This is a genomic window from Pelotomaculum terephthalicicum JT (genome assembly GCF_022410535.1).
Lineage (GTDB): Bacteria > Bacillota > Desulfotomaculia > Desulfotomaculales > Pelotomaculaceae > Pelotomaculum_D > Pelotomaculum_D terephthalicicum.
In genome coordinates, this window is the sequence record NZ_JAKNBL010000034.1 from 19,121 (window position 1) to 35,602 (window position 16,482).

General features: G+C 47.3%; 14 protein-coding genes. 11 read left to right on the forward strand and 3 right to left on the reverse strand.

What is annotated here, in order from left to right:
- The first annotated feature begins 3 nt into the window (after positions 1-3).
- The 8 genes from L9W92_RS14765 to L9W92_RS14800 all read left to right on the forward strand — a co-directional run bounded on the left by L9W92_RS14765 (position 4) and on the right by L9W92_RS14800 (position 7,576).
- A complete protein-coding gene (locus L9W92_RS14765) occupies positions 4-945 on the forward strand; it encodes a transketolase family protein (protein ID WP_240084511.1) in 942 nt (313 codons plus the stop codon).
- Between the two features lie 235 nt (positions 946-1,180).
- Positions 1,181-1,867: a cell division ATP-binding protein FtsE gene (gene ftsE, locus L9W92_RS14770; protein ID WP_240084512.1), complete on the forward strand. Its 687-nt coding sequence runs from the start codon at positions 1,181-1,183 to the stop codon at positions 1,865-1,867.
- Entirely contained in the window at positions 1,857-2,744 is an 888-nt protein-coding gene (gene ftsX, locus L9W92_RS14775) for a permease-like cell division protein FtsX (protein ID WP_240084513.1), read from the forward strand. Before ftsE ends, ftsX begins: the two co-directional genes overlap by 11 nt.
- A gap of 34 nt (positions 2,745-2,778) precedes the next feature.
- A complete protein-coding gene (locus L9W92_RS14780) occupies positions 2,779-3,909 on the forward strand; it encodes a murein hydrolase activator EnvC family protein (protein ID WP_240084514.1) in 1,131 nt (376 codons plus the stop codon).
- A 254-nt stretch (positions 3,910-4,163) separates the two neighbouring features.
- Entirely contained in the window at positions 4,164-5,327 is a 1,164-nt protein-coding gene (locus L9W92_RS14785) for a S41 family peptidase (protein WP_240084515.1), read from the forward strand.
- Positions 5,328-5,339: 12 nt separating this feature from the next.
- Positions 5,340-6,599: a PDZ domain-containing protein gene (locus L9W92_RS14790; protein WP_312038108.1), complete on the forward strand. Its 1,260-nt coding sequence runs from the start codon at positions 5,340-5,342 to the stop codon at positions 6,597-6,599.
- 95 nt (positions 6,600-6,694) lie between these two features.
- Complete coding sequence (locus L9W92_RS14795; RefSeq protein WP_240084516.1) at positions 6,695-6,892, forward strand: CooT family nickel-binding protein; 198 nt, start codon at positions 6,695-6,697, stop codon at positions 6,890-6,892.
- 75 nt (positions 6,893-6,967) lie between these two features.
- Positions 6,968-7,576: a uracil-DNA glycosylase gene (locus tag L9W92_RS14800; RefSeq protein WP_240084517.1), complete on the forward strand. Its 609-nt coding sequence runs from the start codon at positions 6,968-6,970 to the stop codon at positions 7,574-7,576.
- Here L9W92_RS14800 and L9W92_RS14805 read toward each other — a convergent pair.
- Positions 7,542-7,850 (reverse strand): hypothetical protein, encoded by a 309-nt coding sequence (locus L9W92_RS14805; protein ID WP_240084518.1) that lies wholly within the window; start codon positions 7,848-7,850, stop codon positions 7,542-7,544. The genes L9W92_RS14800 and L9W92_RS14805 overlap by 35 nt on opposite strands.
- Before the next feature lie 136 nt (positions 7,851-7,986).
- Between L9W92_RS14805 and L9W92_RS14810 the strand changes: the two genes are divergently transcribed.
- Together L9W92_RS14810 and L9W92_RS14815 are read left to right on the forward strand one after the other, a co-directional pair.
- Positions 7,987-9,459 carry a substrate-binding domain-containing protein gene (locus tag L9W92_RS14810; RefSeq protein WP_240084519.1) on the forward strand — a complete coding sequence of 491 codons (1,473 nt, stop codon included), beginning with the start codon at positions 7,987-7,989 and terminating at the stop codon, positions 9,457-9,459.
- Between the two features lie 99 nt (positions 9,460-9,558).
- A complete protein-coding gene (locus L9W92_RS14815) occupies positions 9,559-10,797 on the forward strand; it encodes an LL-diaminopimelate aminotransferase (RefSeq protein ID WP_282442379.1) in 1,239 nt (412 codons plus the stop codon).
- A 256-nt stretch (positions 10,798-11,053) separates the two neighbouring features.
- Here L9W92_RS14815 and L9W92_RS14820 read toward each other — a convergent pair whose 3' ends face one another.
- Both L9W92_RS14820 and L9W92_RS14825 read right to left on the reverse strand, forming a co-directional pair.
- A complete protein-coding gene (locus L9W92_RS14820) occupies positions 11,054-12,388 on the reverse strand; it encodes an MBOAT family O-acyltransferase (RefSeq protein ID WP_240084521.1) in 1,335 nt (444 codons plus the stop codon).
- A gap of 132 nt (positions 12,389-12,520) precedes the next feature.
- Positions 12,521-13,585: a hypothetical protein gene (locus L9W92_RS14825; protein ID WP_240084522.1), complete on the reverse strand. Its 1,065-nt coding sequence runs from the start codon at positions 13,583-13,585 to the stop codon at positions 12,521-12,523.
- Between the two features lie 425 nt (positions 13,586-14,010).
- On the opposite strand from L9W92_RS14825, the gene uvrB reads away from it, so the two are divergent.
- Positions 14,011-16,056: an excinuclease ABC subunit UvrB gene (gene uvrB / locus L9W92_RS14830; RefSeq protein ID WP_248286058.1), complete on the forward strand. Its 2,046-nt coding sequence runs from the start codon at positions 14,011-14,013 to the stop codon at positions 16,054-16,056.
- Positions 16,057-16,482: the final 426 nt, after the last annotated feature.

A 16,482-nucleotide genomic window follows, 5' to 3' on the forward strand; every position in this document is an offset into this window, starting at 1 on the left:
TCAATGAGTAAGAAAATAGCAACCAGGGAGGCTTATGGAGAAGCGCTGCAGCAACTGGGCAGAGAGAATCCGGACGTGGTGGCGCTTGACGCCGACCTGGCGAAGTCTACCAAAACTTTTGATTTCGGAAAAATTTTTCCTGAACGCTTTTTTGATATGGGAGTGGCCGAACAGAATATGCTTGGTACTGCCGCCGGCCTCGCGACGGCGGGTAAAATTCCTTTCTGCAGTTCGTTTGCGGTATTTGCCTCAGGCCGGGCATTTGAGCAGGTGCGCAACAGCGTGGCTTATTCCGCGCTGAACGTGAAAATCGGGGCCAGCCATGCCGGCATTACCGTTGGCGAGGACGGCGGTTCCCACCAGTCGGTGGAAGACATCGCGCTCATGCGGGTTTTGCCGAACATGACGGTATTTGTTCCCGCCGACGCGGTGGAAACGGCAGGGGCGGTCAGGGCGGCGGCGGCCATCAACGGACCGGTTTATATCCGCCTGGGGCGGGCCGGGGTGCCGGTGCTGCACGGGGCGGATTTTCAGTTTGCACCGGGAAAAGCGGTGGTGCTGCGGGAAGGGCTGGACGCGACCATCATCGCCACCGGGATTATGGTCGCGGCCGCTCTGGAAGCGGCGGACTACCTGGCGGTAAAGGGCATCAAGGCAGGGGTTCTGGATATTCATACAATTAAGCCCCTGGATATTGAAGCTATTACCAAGGTCGCCAGGGAAACTGGCGCGCTGGTTACCGCCGAGGAGCATAGCATCATCGGCGGCCTGGGCGGGGCGGTGGCTGAAGCGCTTGCTGAAAACTGCCCTGTGCCAATGAAACGGGTAGGTATCATGGACAAGTTTGGAGTATCGGGAACTCCGGATGAGCTGTTGGAGAAATACGGCCTTACCCCCGGCTCTATCGCCAAGGCGGTGGAAGAGGTCGTCACGAAAAAAAGATAGATTTGTTGGCTGAGATTTGTCGTAATAAAAGCCCTTATCCGGCTAGGTTGGGATAAGCGGCTTTTTTATTGCTTGAAATATGCCCAAAGGTTGCCAATGGCTAATTTGTTCAGTGGGTAATTTTGAAGGTGATTATGCAAATAATCGTAGGTGTGGGAGGATTTTACGCTGAACTTGTCGAAAATAACCATAGCTTGTATTGTATGTATCAGCGCTTTGTAAGCGGGGTGGGTGTTTGATTAATTTTTATAACGTTACCAAAATCTATCCCGGCGATATTAAAGCTTTGACTGATGTCACCCTCCAAATTCATAAAGGTGAATTTGTCTTTTTGGTAGGCCCGAGCGGCGCCGGAAAGTCAACATTAACAAAGTTAATCTACCGGGAAGAGCTGCCGAATCGCGGTCAGGTGATTTTTAACGGAAAAAACGTCGTCCGCATGCGCCAACGGGAAATCCCGTATCTGAGACGGAAAATCGGCATGGTTTTTCAGGATTTTCGCTTGCTGCCGCAAAAAACCGTGTTTGAAAATATAGCCTTTGCCATGGAAGTTGTCGGAGCGTCCGGCCGGGAAATAAAGAAAATGGTGCCTAATGTTCTCAATATGGTCGGCCTCGCCAATAAGGCCGGCGTGTTTCCCGACCACCTTTCCGGCGGCGAGCAGCAACGGGTAAGTGTCGCCCGCGCTATCGTGAATAACCCGGTATTAATTATCGCTGATGAGCCGACCGGCAATCTGGACCCCGACACTTCCCGGGAACTGATGAAATTGTTCTCGGATATAAACCGCAGGGGCACTACCATTATTATGTCCACTCACGCCTGGGATATTGTGGATACTATGAAAAAACGCGTAGTGGAGTTGGACGGCGGGCGGATTGTGCGGGACGAGAAGGAAGGAACATATCGCTATGAGGCTTAGCACCATCCGGTATTATTTTCGCGAGGCTATCCAATCAATTTTACGCAACAGTTGGCTTTCCGCGGCCTCGGTGGGAGTAGTCGCCGTATCCTTGCTGATCCTGGGCAGTTCCCTGCTATTGGTGGTAAATGCCGGCAAAGTGGCCGACAACCTGGAATCAAATATTGAAATCAGCCTTTTTTTGAAGGATCAGACTACGACCGTCCAGGTAAAGCAAATTGAAGACAAGCTTAAAGCAATGCCGGAAATAGCCCGGTTTGAATATGTTACCAAACAGCAAGCGCTGGAAGAGTGGCAAGCAAAACTTGAGGATAACAAGGATTTGCTGGAAGGCCTGGAAGAAAAAAATCCATTGCCGGATGCCTTCCGGATCAAGACGCATACGGTTGAACAAGTGGCGCCGCTGGCCCAGCAATTGGAGAGTCTGGCCCAAGTCGATCAGGTTCGTTACGGCCAGGGAACGGTCGAGAAACTGATGGCTTTCAGCCGCTGGGTGCGCACCGCCGGACTGGTGTTAATGATTTTATTGGGGATTGCGGCTGTTTTTTTAATAGCCACCACTATACGCCTTTCTGTTTTTGCCAGGCGCCGGGAGATCGGCATTATGAAGTTTCTCGGAGCGACAAACTGGTTTGTGCGCGTTCCATTCTTGCTGGAAGGAATATTCCTGGGGCTGACCGGCTCGTTAATTGCAGTGCTCGTTATTTACTATGGGTACTTTACTCTAATCGGCAATATTCAATTTTCACTGGCTTTTATGCAACTAGTCAGCGACCGTAATTTAATTATGCTGTTGATGGAAGGGCTGCTGCTTCTGGGACTGTTCATCGGAGCGACCGGCAGTGTTATTTCCATGCGCAAGTTCTTAAAAGCGTAATTGGTATTTTGGTTAACCCGGAGGTTTGAATAAGATGAAATTCGGTTTTTTGAAGAAAAAAATACTGATTAGTGCGGCGGGTTTGGTTTTTCTGACGGGAGCCATCGGGGCGGCTTATGGTGATGAGCTTGAACAGCAGCTGAACAATACCAGGGTGCAGTTAAACCAGAAGCAAAACCAGGCCGATCAGGCCAGGGGTGTGGTCAAAGACTACTCCCGGCAGGTTTCCGTGCTTAACAATTCAATAAGTGAGAAGACTCTCCAGCTGAGCGACCTGGAAAAAAACCTCGGACAGGCTAAAGCAAGCTTGCGCAAGACTGAGGCGGAACTAGCGGAAGCTGAAGCTAAGCTTAACGACAGCACTGACATGTTGAATAAAAGAGTGCGCAACATGTATGAGATAGGCAATGTCAGCTACCTGGAAGTTCTTTTTGAGTCGCAGGATTTCAACGACTTTGTGAACCGTTACGAGCTCTTGAAAAGGGTGGTGCAGCAGGACATTTCCATTATTAATCAGGTCAAAGCCGACCGCCGGCAAATCAGCAACCGGAAGGCAGATTTGGAAGTACAGCAGGAACGGCTGGTAGCCATGATTTCTGAGCAAGAAGCCGCCCGTCAGGAGCTGCAGGCTAAGCAGAATGAAAGAAATGCCTTGCTGAAAGAGGCCAGCGCCAACCTGTGGGATCTTGAATCGGAAGCTGCCCGCCTGGAGGCTCAGGAGCAGGAGATTTTACGCCAAATCGCCAAGCGGCGTTCGCAATCGCAGCCGCGTGCCACCGGGGCGTTCACCTGGCCGGTGCCGGGTTATACGAATATTTCCTCCCCGTTCGGCATGCGTACGCACCCCATTTTGGGCGCCAGCAGAATGCACAACGGGATTGATATTCCGGCGCCCACCGGTACGACTGTGGTTGCAGCCCAGGCCGGTGTGGTAATAGATGTGAGTTATATGAGCGGTTACGGCAATGTCGTCATGATCGACCACGGCGGCGGCCTGACCACTCTTTATGCACACCTGTCCGCGCAGTTGGTGGGTTACGGGGAGGATGTGGCCAAAGGCCAGGCCGTCGGCAGAGTGGGAAGCACCGGCCTGTCAACCGGTCCGCACCTGGATTTTTCGGTGAGAGTGAACGGTGAGCCGGTCAATCCGTTAAATTACTTGTAAGGGCTTTCCGGTAGGCGGTTTTCTTCAGTGGTTATAGTAACGCTAAATTAAAGATTTCAAGTGTTTATGTTCATCAGGGGCGGAATTTATTCGGTAACAGTTGCAATGATATACTATAAAGGGGCAGATTTTTGATTCTGCCCTTTATATATTAAATTATTTCGCAGGCACAGAGGATTTGAGTCTAACTGACACAGGATTGTAGTATAATAACGTATGTGAGATAGGACAAGATCGGCAGGTGTTTTTGTAAATTGAATCATTATATCTTCGAGGATAATTCCAGGAGCGGCAGATGGCGTTATTTTCTGGCAGTGTTTGTTTTTGCTGTGTTTCTGGTGGTGGGTGGGCTCCTGGCCAGTAATTACAAGAATATCGGCAACCTGGTTAAAGTCGTCTCCCTGGTGCGGACGCAGTATCTGTATCCGGTAAACTCCACCCAGTTGGTGGATGGGGCGATTAAAGGCCTGGTTAGTTCTTTAAGTGACCCGTATTCGGTTTACCTTGATCCAAAAACATTTTCTCATCTTCAGGAGCAGATTAGGGGTTCCTTTGGCGGTTTGGGCATTCTGGTGGGTGTAAAAGAACAATATCTCACGGTAGTGCGCGCCTATCAAGGAACGCCGGCGGCCAGAGAGGGGATTAAAGAAGGCGATGTGATCGCCAGGATTGACGACCGTGACGCGAAAGGCATTGATCTGGACACGGCGATTAATTTAATGCGTGGGCCGGTCGGCTCAAAAGTCAACCTTACCGTCAACAGGGAAGGAGCGCCGGAGCAGCTGCAATTCACCATAACCAGGGAGGAAATCAGCGTTCCCACCGTCGAGGGGCGGTTATTGGAGGACACCGGCATCGAGCATATTGTAATTAGCCAATTCACAGAACGTACCGCTGATGAAATCAAGGAAGTGCTTGAAAAAGCGAAGACAGAAAAGATCAAGGGAATTATTTTGGACCTCCGGGATAACCCGGGTGGCGAACTTATCTCGGCGGTGGATGTGGCGAAGAATTTTATTCCGAAAGGGCCTATTGTATATATAGACTACCGGGTAGGTCACGAGCAGGTTTTTGAATCGGAAGGAACAACAATCCAGTTGCCGCTGGCAGTGTTAATCAACGAGGGGAGCGCAAGCGCCGCTGAAATCCTGGCCGGAGCGGTAAAAGACACCGGCGCGGGAGTTCTGGTAGGGACCAAAACTTTTGGCAAAGGGATAGTGCAAACGGTATTTCGATTGGACGGCGGCGCCGGATTAAAGCTCACTACCGCCCGGTACCTGACGCCGGCAAAAAATGATATCCACGAAAAAGGTGTGGAGCCTGATATCCTGGTACAGTCTCAAGAAGATCGTCTCCCTGACGTTCAGCTGGATAAAGCGGTAGAAATTATAAAAGAGAAGATCGCGATTGCCGGGTAGAGAACATTCGAGGTGAAGCGTTTGTTTCCCTTTACGGAGATTATCCCCTTAGTCCTGAAGTCCTTTCTGCTGGCGTTTCTGAACCCGCAATTCTGGCCGGTGTTTTTGTTGATAGTGGGTTTAATCGCTTTGCAGTACCGGCGGATGGGGAGGTTGAGGGAATACTTTTTTCATCAGAAGTCCGGCAGGGTCTGGGCTGATGTGATTATGGCGGCTGGTTTTGGGTTGCTGGGCGGTTTGGCGGGAAGCTGCCTGATAGTTTTTATCGGTCTGGCTCTTTCCGGTGCGGATTTGATTTATCTTTGGCCGGCGGCCATTTTGTTGATGCTGATAGACATGCGTTTTTTGTGCTTTGCTTATGCCGGCGGATTGTTGGCAATTTCCAGCTTGCTTCTTGGCTTTCCTCAGGTGAATATCCCTCAGATCATGGCTTTGGTTGCTGTCCTGCATATGGTGGAAAGTATGCTGATCCTGGTGAGCGGCCACCTGGGGGCGGCGCCTGCTTTTATTAAAGATGCCGGCGGACGGGTGGTGGGCGGCTTTACCCTGCAGCGGTTCTGGCCGATACCGCTTGTAGTGCTGGCCGTGGCGAGTGCCGGCGCGGTCCATGAGGCAGTAGAGATGCCTGACTGGTGGCCGTTGATTAAACCCAGTGTGTCAGGTGAGCTGCAAAGCCTGGCGTTTACCCTGATGCCCGTGGTAGCCGGTTTAGGCTACAGCGACGTATCGATTGCCAGGAGTCCGGTGGAAAAGAGCCGCCTTTCCGCGCTCCACCTTGGTTTTTATAGTTTAATCTTGTTGATTTTGGCTGTGCTGGCGGAAAGCAGCCGCGCGGCGGCGCTTGCCGCGGCGCTGTTCTCCCCGCTTGGGCATGAAACCATAATTTACCTCAGCAGGCGAATCGAGGTTTGCGGTGAGGCGCTGTACGTCCCGCCCGCCCGGGGAATGAGAGTGCTTGATGTTGCGCCGGACACGGCGGCCTGGCAGGCCGGTATTCGTTCCGGGGACATCATCTTGGCGGTGAACGGTCTGGAGTTGACGGGCAAGTATAATTTTTATCAAATGCAGCAAGAAGCCTTTTTGCCCTTGATGGTGGATTACTTCAGCCGCGCGGCGGGTGAAAACCGCAGGCGGCTGCTGGTGCCTGCGGGATCAGGGGACTGGGGTTTGGTGCCTGTGCCGGAAGGAAATGAGAAAAAATACGTTGAGCTTTGGACAGCAGGCCCGTTAGGGCGCTGGCTGGGGAAATTTTGGGGGAAAATTCAAAGTTGACACTACTAAAAAGGTAGAGATATAATCAGTTCAAATAGAGGTCCCATGTCGCTGCTCCGCATTAATAAATGAAAAAGGCAAGGTGGGAACAGGTTATGTGTGAGGCAAACGCGTTTCTTAGAAAGCCGGGCAAAGAAGATGAGTTGTTTCTGGAAATGGTTGACCATGTGGTGCCCTGCGATGACGGCCTGCTGTTAGAAGATATTTTCGGCAAGAGAAAAATGATCAGAGCGAAAATTGTGGAACTGGCCCTGGTGGACCACAAAATAATCCTGGAAAAAGTACCGCAATGAATTATCCACGGAACAGGCGGCCATTCCTGTTCCGTAATTTTTATTATGGCGCGGGCCCCCGGAGGTTGAAAGGGATTGAATAAAGTCATCTATGAAAACGATTTTGACCTGAGTAAGATCAACAGCCTTGAAGAATTGCAAAACATGTCCGGGGATTGTGCCAGGTGCGGCCTGCGGGGCGGGTGCTCCGGGGTGGTTTTCGGAGAAGGTAATCCGAAGGCCCGGTTAATGTTCATTGGAGAAGGTCCGGGAGCGGATGAAGACCGGCTGGGCCGTCCTTTTGTGGGCAAAGCGGGGCAGTTGCTGGACAAGATCCTGGCGGCTGTCAACCTGGAGCGGTTCAAACACGTTTATATCGCCAATATTGTTAAGTGCAGGCCCCCCGGCAACAGGGCGCCGCGCCCGGATGAGGCTGAGTCATGCCTTCCGTGGCTTTACCGCCAGATTGAACTGATTTCCCCCAGGATCATCGTCCTGTTGGGCAGCACCGCTTTGCAGAATCTGGTTGAACCTGACGCCAGGATCACTGTCATGCGCGGAAAATGGCTGGTCAGCAAAAGCGGGATCAAAATCATGCCTACTTATCACCCGGCCGCGCTCCTGAGAGACAGCAGCAAAAAACGCCCCGTATGGGAGGATTTTCAAAAAGTCAGGGATGAGTATTTGAAGATAGAGGAGGAGTAGTCACATTAGGCTTTATTGACCAGGCTACAACCCCTTCTTTTTTGGCCTGACTTAAAAGCGTCATATAATACTTTTCAGCTGTGCTTATTTTTAGAATAGCATAGTCGACAAGATCGCTTTCGATGTAGCGGAATTCCCGCAGCGCCTGCTGCCAGTCCCGCCGTGCCCTGTCAACAGCCAGCGCCAGTTCGGGTGCGTGATATTCACCAACCCGTCTCCTCGTAAATCCGGCTATTCCCTCTGCTAATAGTTCAACAACTGAATTAAAGTTCATCGAAATCACCTCATTGTATAAATATGTTTACCTGATGGAAAATAAAACCTTAACCCGGTAGTCATTTTAAAGATATTCAATATTTCATCATTCTTTTACGCATAATAATTTTAATAAAAATGCGGGGTGAAGGGTTGTGCGTCATCAGATTAAGGGTGCATATTTCCCGTTGCTTATCATCATGACAATGGTGCTGACTTTGTTAGGTGGTTGTGGCGGTCAGGGACAGGCCCAGAAGAAACCGGTCAGTAATAACGGGAGCCGGCAGGAAATAAAAATCGCGGTAAGCCTGGCTGATATGGAGAGGGATGGAAACCAAATCTTGAAAAAGACCATGTCCGGACGCCAGGGGCAGGGTGGACAGAGCAGCGGCCAAAGTGATCAGGGCGGCGGCCAGCAGGGCCAGCAAAACCAGCAGGCCAGCGAGATGGTAGTGCCGGTGCAGGCCGGCGGCGGCCAGGGCGGTCAGAACCAGCAGGTGAACATCACCTGGCTCGACGCGAAAAACGATCCAGCCAAACAAGAGAAGGACCTGGATGAACTGGCAAATCAAAAGGTCAAAGTGGTGATTCTCCAACTGGTAGACCCTGCGGCTGGTCCCAAACTGGTGCGCAAGCTGGCCCAGGCCAACATCAAAGTGATCGCCTTGGAAACGCTGCCTGCCAGTTCTCCGTTGGACGGGTATATCGCCTCAGATCACGCCAGAACCGGGGAACTGCAATCCCGCTACCTTCTCAGCGCGGCCCAAGGCCGGTCTACACCAATGAAAGCGGTGATTTTACAGGGCGATAAAAATGACCAGGCGTCCCGGGAGATTACATCATCATTGCTGGAAAATTTGAAAGATCAGGCGCTGGTGCAGGTGGTGCTGGTAAAAGACCATCCCGCCGGTGAGCCACAAGCGGCCAAAACTACTCTTGAACAAGCATTGACAACCAGCGGCGGACAGATCGATGCTGTTATAACTACCGATAGCCGTATAGCTCCGGCAGTAACAGAAATGATCAAAAGCCGGGGGTTGAGTCAGCGTGTTATTACCATCGGCGCCGGGGCCGACAGGCAGGCTTCACAAGCGCTGGCAGCGGGAGAGCATGACGCTGAAGTGGATGTCATGCCTGAGCTTATGGCCCAGTATGCTTATGACGCGGCGGTAGGAATGGCCACCACCGGGCACTGGCAGTATGATAAACAGGTTAGAAACGGCGATTTTGACGTGCCTGCCAGGATTACCCCGGTGCGCTTGATTACCGGGAATGAATCATATCTTCTCGAACAGCGCTGGGGCAAGCCGGCTGGACAGGAAGGCGGCCAAGGCGGGCAGCAGGGGCAACAGCAGCAGGGCAGCCAGAATACAGGACAATCAAGTGATCAGAAACAAAGCGGTGGCAGCGATAAAAATAAAGAAGGCGGCAGCCAGGGCAATCAGAGTGGAAGCAAGAAAACAACGCTGCGCGTTACCACCCAGGACGGAAAAACTATGGAAATGCAAATAAACGGTGAAATTAAGAAGATTGAAACTTTAGACGGTGCCGCAGACGGCCAAAGCGGAGGCGGCGCCCAAGGTCAGGCTGGGGGTAGCGCCGGCGGCCAAAGCGGCAGCGGGAGTTAAGCTGGTTATATGCTGACAATTATGTTAAAATGCAATTTAGAAGTTTGCTGAAAAACGAATGTTGTCGGTTTAAAATTGTATGAAAAAGGATGATCAGTGATGCCGGATAGTTTTGTTCAAAGTATGTTTGCTGAAAGAATCGGGGGCTCGAAGTTTGGTAAAGACACGGTGATTTACAAGTTTGAAAAAATAAAACGCGCGAAAGCAGCTGCCAGGAAAAATCATCCAGGCGTTGAAATAATCGATCTGGGAGTCGGAGAGCCTGATGAAATGGCTGATCCGGGAATTGTGGCCAAACTGGCTGAGGAGGCGGCAAAGCCTGAAAACAGGGGATATGCCGATAACGGGATCCAGGAATTTAAGGATGCGGCGGCTAGATATCTGGAGATGGCTTACGGTGTAAAGGGTTTGCATCCCGAAACGGAAATAATCCATGGCATCGGTTCAAAGCCGGTGCTGGCCATGCTGCCGGCAGCGTTTATCAACCCAGGGGATATTACCATCATGCCGGTGCCCAATTATCCGGTGCTGGGAACCTTGACCAAATGGTTTGGCGGACAGGTGGTCAATCTTCCGATAACGCCGGAGAACGGGTTTTTCCCGGATATAGATTCTCTTGACCGGGAAACAAGAAGAAAAGCCAAACTGTTATACCTGAATTATCCCAACAATCCTACGGGAGCATGTGCAACCAGGGAATTCTTTGCGAAGGTTATTGAATTTGCCGGGGAGAACAATATTATAGTTGTTCATGACGCCGCTTACGCCGGTTTGATGTTTGACGGCGAGAAGCCTTTAGCTTTCCTGTCGGTCGAAGGCGCCAAAGATGTAGGGGTAGAACTGTTTTCCTTGTCCAAAGCGTACAATATGACCGGCTGGAGACTAGCGGCCGTCGCAGGTAATGAACTAATTATCAAAGGATTTGCCACTGTGAAGGATAACAATGATTCCGGCCAGTTTATCGCTATCCAAAAAGCCGGGATTTATGCTCTGGAGCATCCGGAGATCACGGAAAAAATCAGCGAAAAGTATTCAAGAAGGCATAATATGCTCGTATCAGTTTTAAGCGAGGTTGGATTTGGCGCCAGAAAACCAAAAGGGTCATTCTACCTTTATGTTAAAGCCCCGAAGGGAATCAAGGGCGGCAGGCGGTTTGAAAACGCCGAGGACTTTTCCCAGTACCTGATCACAGAAAAACTTATTTCAACTGTCCCGTGGGATGACGCAGGCAGTTATGTGCGCTTTTCGGTAACTTTTGTGGCGAACGGTATTGAGGAGGAAAAAAAAGTGATAGATGAGATAAGAAAAAGGTTGTCTGATGTGAAGTTCGAGTTTTAAAAGAAATATGTATGGAACCGCAAAAATTACTAAAACCCCACTTCTAAAAGGCAGTAAGTGGGGTTGATTTATTTATTTCTATGATAAATTGAAGTTGAAAGGCTGGTGGATTATTGGCTACATTTCTGTTTGGTCACTGGCCACGACCGGACCGGCATGGTTACAAATATTATTGGTGAAATTAATGAATAAATTAGGACTGAGAGATTATGCTCTTTCGTAGGAAACATTAAATATGTTTTGCCGGCAGGCGAAGTTAAAATTGGAAATAAATAAAGGTATTCTGTTCTGTTTTAATGAAAAGAATTAAAACGAGCAAGATTATTGTATAGATTGCCGCTCGTAAATACTCCGGCACATATTTATCCCAGAAAAATACTAAGCTCTTTCTATGAATTGTTAAAAAATATTCTGCCAGGTGAAGCAAATATAATAAGGCAATAAATAAGAAATAAGTCAGATAAACCGGGTTGTAATCTAAGTGTGATAATTTTATCATTTTACAAACCAATGCAAATGCTTCATTAATATTATTAGCCCTGAAAAATACCCATCCGATAGTAGTTAATTGAAAAAATAAAATAACAGAAAATATCTTGTAAAATAAACCTTTGGTATAACTCGGGTGCAGATTTTTTGTTAATACAGTATAGATTTTATGGCCGGTTATTAGCAAGCCATGGTATAACCCCCAGATAACAAATGTCCAGGAGGCCCCGTGCCAGATACCTGAAACGGTCATTGCGGCTATAATAAATAAGCATTGGGAAAAAAGCCCTTTTCGGGAGCCTCCCAATGGAATGTAAACGTAATCCTTTATCCAATTTGAGAGGGTGATATGCCATCGTTTCCAAAATTCTGTAGCGTTGGCGCTGATATATGGAGTCCTAAAATTAACGTCAAGTTTTAGGCCAAAAAGCCGGCCAATTCCTACTGCCATATCACTATAAGCTGAAAAATCAAAGTATAGTTGAAAAGCAAACAGATAAGCGGCGAACCATCCTTCTAAAGAATTCAAATTAGCTGTTTGACTAAAATAGAAATCGACTTTTGGAGCGAGGGTATCTGCAAAAATAGTTTTTTTAATTAACCCCAAAACAATGTAATAAAAACCATATTTCATATTTTCAATTTGAAAACTTTTGTATTCAATTTTTTCAATTTGTGGTAGATAAACCTTGCCGCGCATTATTGGTCCGGCAATCAGATGACCAAAGAAAGAAACGAAAACCCAAAAAGTAAGTATGCTCCTGCAGGGCTCAATTTTTTTCTTTGAAACATCGACTAAATACGCAACTAGCTGAAAAGTATAAAATGATATTCCAATTGGCAAGATTAAGTGAGAAAGTAGTATATTTCCTTGAAGTAAATTAAGGTGTAATATGTGGTTTATATTTGTTAAAATAAAACCAATATACTTAAAAAAAATTAAATTAGATAATGCTATTAAAATACCTGTCCATAAATATATCTTTTTATAACGGGAGTCAAATATCATTCTTAAGGCACAAAAATAAACAATTGCTGATACTACTATAAACAAAAGAAGATATTCTACTCCTGATACTATATAGAATAAAATATCAGACAAGCTGAGAAGATAAATTCTTATTTTGGGCGGGAAAAAATAAAAAATTATTAAAGTTGCAATTAGCAGTAAAGCAAAATCCAGACTGTGAAATAGCATTTAAACTGTTACTCACCCCATGTCTAAGCACATATTTCAGTTGATTTTCCATGTGTTGATTGTTTTGTATAGTGATTTGGATAGATAATAATATCCTTCAGGTATTAAATGAATATGGTCAGAAAATAATTTATTATCAATTTTTCCATAAAAATTCAAATAATCAACAGGTTTGTCTTTGAAATAATTATCTATTCTTTGTAAGTTCTCTTGATAACCAGATTTATTTATATCATCATATAATAACTCATCATTAACTGCCGCGAGAAAAATTAACGTGTTTTTACCTTTCTGCAGCTCAATTATTTTGTTTAAAAAATATATTTGAGGATTGTTTCCATCCATTTCGAACATATTATCAGCATAATCTCTTCGGTATTCAGGCTGTTTCAATAATTCCGGAAGGAAGTCTTTGGCATACCAAGGTTGCACCGATTTTGTTTCCACAGGTATTTTGCCTCTTATTTGATTTATTTTTTCTGTGAAGTATAACTGCAAAAGATCTTTATACATAAAAATACTGATGTTTTCATATAAAAATATATTGATACTTGTCTTAATATTTTTAAAAACATTAAATCCTTTTTCCTCATTATTGGAACTTGCCGGTAGATTGCTTTCGATTTTCTGGTAAGAATCTATATCGATACTTTTTAGTTGTTGCTGAAGCCAGTAAACAGCAGGGGGATCAGGATCGCGTTTTACAAAGCCGGCGTAAACAATATTAATAATAAGGTGGTCATTAGAAATGCCATGCTGTTTCATTTTAAGCAACATGGTATAAATGTCACCAGTCTGCATGGCTGGCATCGCTAAATTGAATACTCTAAAACTACGCTCTTCTTTTTCCGCCATTTCATTTAAATAATATGATATTGATTTATCTGAAGGACCGGGATTGCTATATGCGACTGAATCGCCAAGAATTACCACGTAATCTTTTAGATGTTCTTTTTCTATAATAATTTTAACTTGTTCAAGCACGGTATCTATATTTGTGGTGCGATTCTTTACAAAATCATAATTCAGTCGATTATCGTAAATAATGTTGGCAGGAATAAAGTAGGGTAAACACAACTGAATAACTAGCAAATAGATCATAAAGTATATTATGGTTTTAAAATATCTTAAATGTAGCATTTGCTTACCTGTAAGATTAATAGTAATGTGTGGATAATTGGAAAATTTTATATGATATTAAATCACATGTATTGTATAGAATTTTTTTAAATAACGCAAGCAATATTTTTATAGATAAATACTGAGTGTCTGCCGTATATATATATATATTATATTAGCTTATTATAAGGTTGGATATGATTGAATGGTTTCGGAAGAGGGATAGAAATCAACCGGTAAACTGAGAATAAACAATCGTTTTCAGGATAATTGTCAAATAGTCCAGAATCAAAAGACGGGGAGGCCGGGATTGCCCCGTCTTTTATCTTGTACAGAACATACTTTTGGCATCTTGCTCCTTATGGTATACTATTGATAAATAAATTAATAATTTAGAAGGTAAAATAATGCGGCCATTTCGGTTGAAATCGGAATACAAACCCATGGGGGACCAGCCCAAGGCTATCTCCGCCCTGGTAGACGGCTTACGGAAAGGTTATCAGGGACAGGTCTTGCTGGGTGCTACCGGCACCGGTAAAACGTACACGATAGCCCAGGTGATCCAGGCTGTCCAGCGGCCGGCTTTGATCCTGGCGCCGAACAAGACTCTGGCTGCCCAGCTTTGCGGGGAGTTTAAAGAATTCTTTCCAGACAACGCGGTGGAGTATTTTGTCAGTTATTACGACTACTACCAGCCGGAAGCCTATATTCCCCATACGGATACATACATTGAGAAGGACTCGTCTGTCAACGAAGAAATAGATAAATTGCGCCACTCGGCCACCTGCGCTCTCTTTGAGCGGCGGGACGTGATTATCGTGGCCAGTGTTTCATGTATTTACGGTTTGGGTGACCCGGAGGAATACAGCACGCTGGTGCTTTCCCTGCGCCAGGGTGAAAGCTATGACCGGGACGCCGTCCTGCGCAAACTGGTGAGCATTCAGTACGAGCGCAACGATATTAATTTTATCCGGGGCAAGTTCAGGGTGCGGGGCGATGTTGTTGAAATTTTCCCGGTATCAGCCACGGAAAAAGCAATCAGAGTGGATTTCTACGGTGACGAAGTGGAAAGGATGCTGGAGTTCGACGTGCTGACCGGGGAAATTCTCGGGGAGCGCAAGCATGTGTCTATCTTTCCGGCCAGCCACTACGCCACCTCTAAGGAAAGGATGGACCGGGCTGTCATATCCATAGAAACTGAGTTGGAAAAACGGCTGGCCGAGCTGCGCTCTAAAGAAAAACTGCTGGAGGCGCAGCGTTTGGAGCAGCGCACCAGCTACGATCTGGAAATGATGCAGGAAATGGGGTTTTGCAGCGGGATTGAGAACTATTCGCGGCATCTGACGGGCAGGGCGCCGGGACAGGCCCCCTATACCCTGCTGGACTACTTTCCCAAGGATTTTATCATGTTTATCGACGAGTCCCATGTTACGGTACCGCAGGTGGGCGGCATGTACGAGGGGGACCGCTCCCGCAAGCGGTCCCTGGTGGAGCATGGCTTCCGGCTGCCTTCAGCTTTCGACAACCGCCCGCTGACTTTTCCGGAATTTGTGGAACGGTTGAATCAAGTTGTTTACACTTCCGCCACACCCGGTCCTTACGAGTTGAAAAACAACGCCCAGGTGGTTGAGCAGATTATTCGCCCCACCGGTTTGGTGGACCCGGAAGTAGCTATCCGGCCCACCAAGGGGCAGATTGACGACTTGTTGCAGGAGATCCAACTGCGGGTTCAAAAACAGGAAAGAGTGCTGGTGACTACGCTGACCAAGAAGATGGCCGAAGACCTTACGGATTATTTCCGTGAGGCGGGGATCAAAGTGCGCTACCTGCACTCGGATATAAATACCATCGAGCGCATGGAAATACTGCGCGACTTGCGGCTGGGAGTTTTTGACGTTTTGGTGGGCATCAACCTGTTAAGAGAGGGCCTGGACCTTCCCGAGGTGAGCCTGGTAGCCATCCTCGACGCCGACAAAGAAGGCTACCTGCGCTCCGAGCGTTCCTTGATCCAGACCATCGGCCGGGCGGCCCGCAACGCCGAAGGCAAGGTGATTATGTACGCGGACAAGGTCACCGGTTCGATGAAGACAGCCGTCAATGAAACTGAGCGCCGCCGGAAAATACAAATTGAGTATAACAAAAAGCATGGAATTACTCCGGAAACCGTCCGCAAGGCGGTGCGGGACGTGATCGAGGCCACCCGGGTGGCGGAACCGAAAGCAGTTTATGAAACCGGCCCGCGTGCGGGCAAGAAGATGAAAAAGACCGAGTTGAAAAAATATATCGCCTCGCTGGAAAAAGAGATGCAGGGGGCGGCGCGCCGGCTTGCTTTTGAACAGGCGGCGCAGCTGAGGGATATTATTATCGAATTGCGGCTTCAGCTTAGGGGCGAGAAGGGCGTCAGGCCGGCAGTAGCGGAAGAAGTGTCCGCAACAGATATGGTTAATCGTTGAAATATTATTACATTGAGAGCGGAAAATACCATTAAGGATAATTGAATTTAGTATGGAATGTGTTACCTATGAAAGGATGAATTAAAGCGCAATATAAAGTGGTTAAGCTAGCCAGTAAAGGTCAAATGACTCTGACGAAGCGTATATCTTAATGGAGAAGAGATTATTTTAAAAAAGGTGAAAAATATTGTCACGATAACTATCTGGCTGAGGGTGGACCGCCACTTTGTCCAGTATGGCTTTAATGTTTTGCTGTTAAAAGCCGTTACTGAATAAAGGTGATTCATCTTTAATTATTAAATAGGCTCTCGGCATTAGATGGGAGGAATCATTAAATCTGGAATAAAGTAACTGGAAATTCTGGCATGCCAGGCTAAAAAGACTGTCCTTTTCACGACATTCCTAAAAATGGGCATGGCAAAGAAG

Coding starts and splice junctions, on each gene's coding strand:
- L9W92_RS14765 (WP_240084511.1), top strand. CDS start 4: ATGAGTAAGAAAATAGCAACCAGGGAGGCTTATGGAGAAGCGCTGCAG.
- ftsX (WP_240084513.1), top strand. CDS start 1,857: ATGAGGCTTAGCACCATCCGGTATTATTTTCGCGAGGCTATCCAATCA.
- L9W92_RS14780 (WP_240084514.1), top strand. CDS start 2,779: ATGAAATTCGGTTTTTTGAAGAAAAAAATACTGATTAGTGCGGCGGGT.
- L9W92_RS14795 (WP_240084516.1), top strand. CDS start 6,695: ATGTGTGAGGCAAACGCGTTTCTTAGAAAGCCGGGCAAAGAAGATGAG.
- L9W92_RS14805 (WP_240084518.1), bottom strand. CDS start 7,850: ATGAACTTTAATTCAGTTGTTGAACTATTAGCAGAGGGAATAGCCGGA.
- L9W92_RS14815 (WP_282442379.1), top strand. CDS start 9,559: ATGCCGGATAGTTTTGTTCAAAGTATGTTTGCTGAAAGAATCGGGGGC.
- L9W92_RS14825 (WP_240084522.1), bottom strand. CDS start 13,585: ATGATCTATTTGCTAGTTATTCAGTTGTGTTTACCCTACTTTATTCCT.
- uvrB (WP_248286058.1), top strand. CDS start 14,011: ATGCGGCCATTTCGGTTGAAATCGGAATACAAACCCATGGGGGACCAG.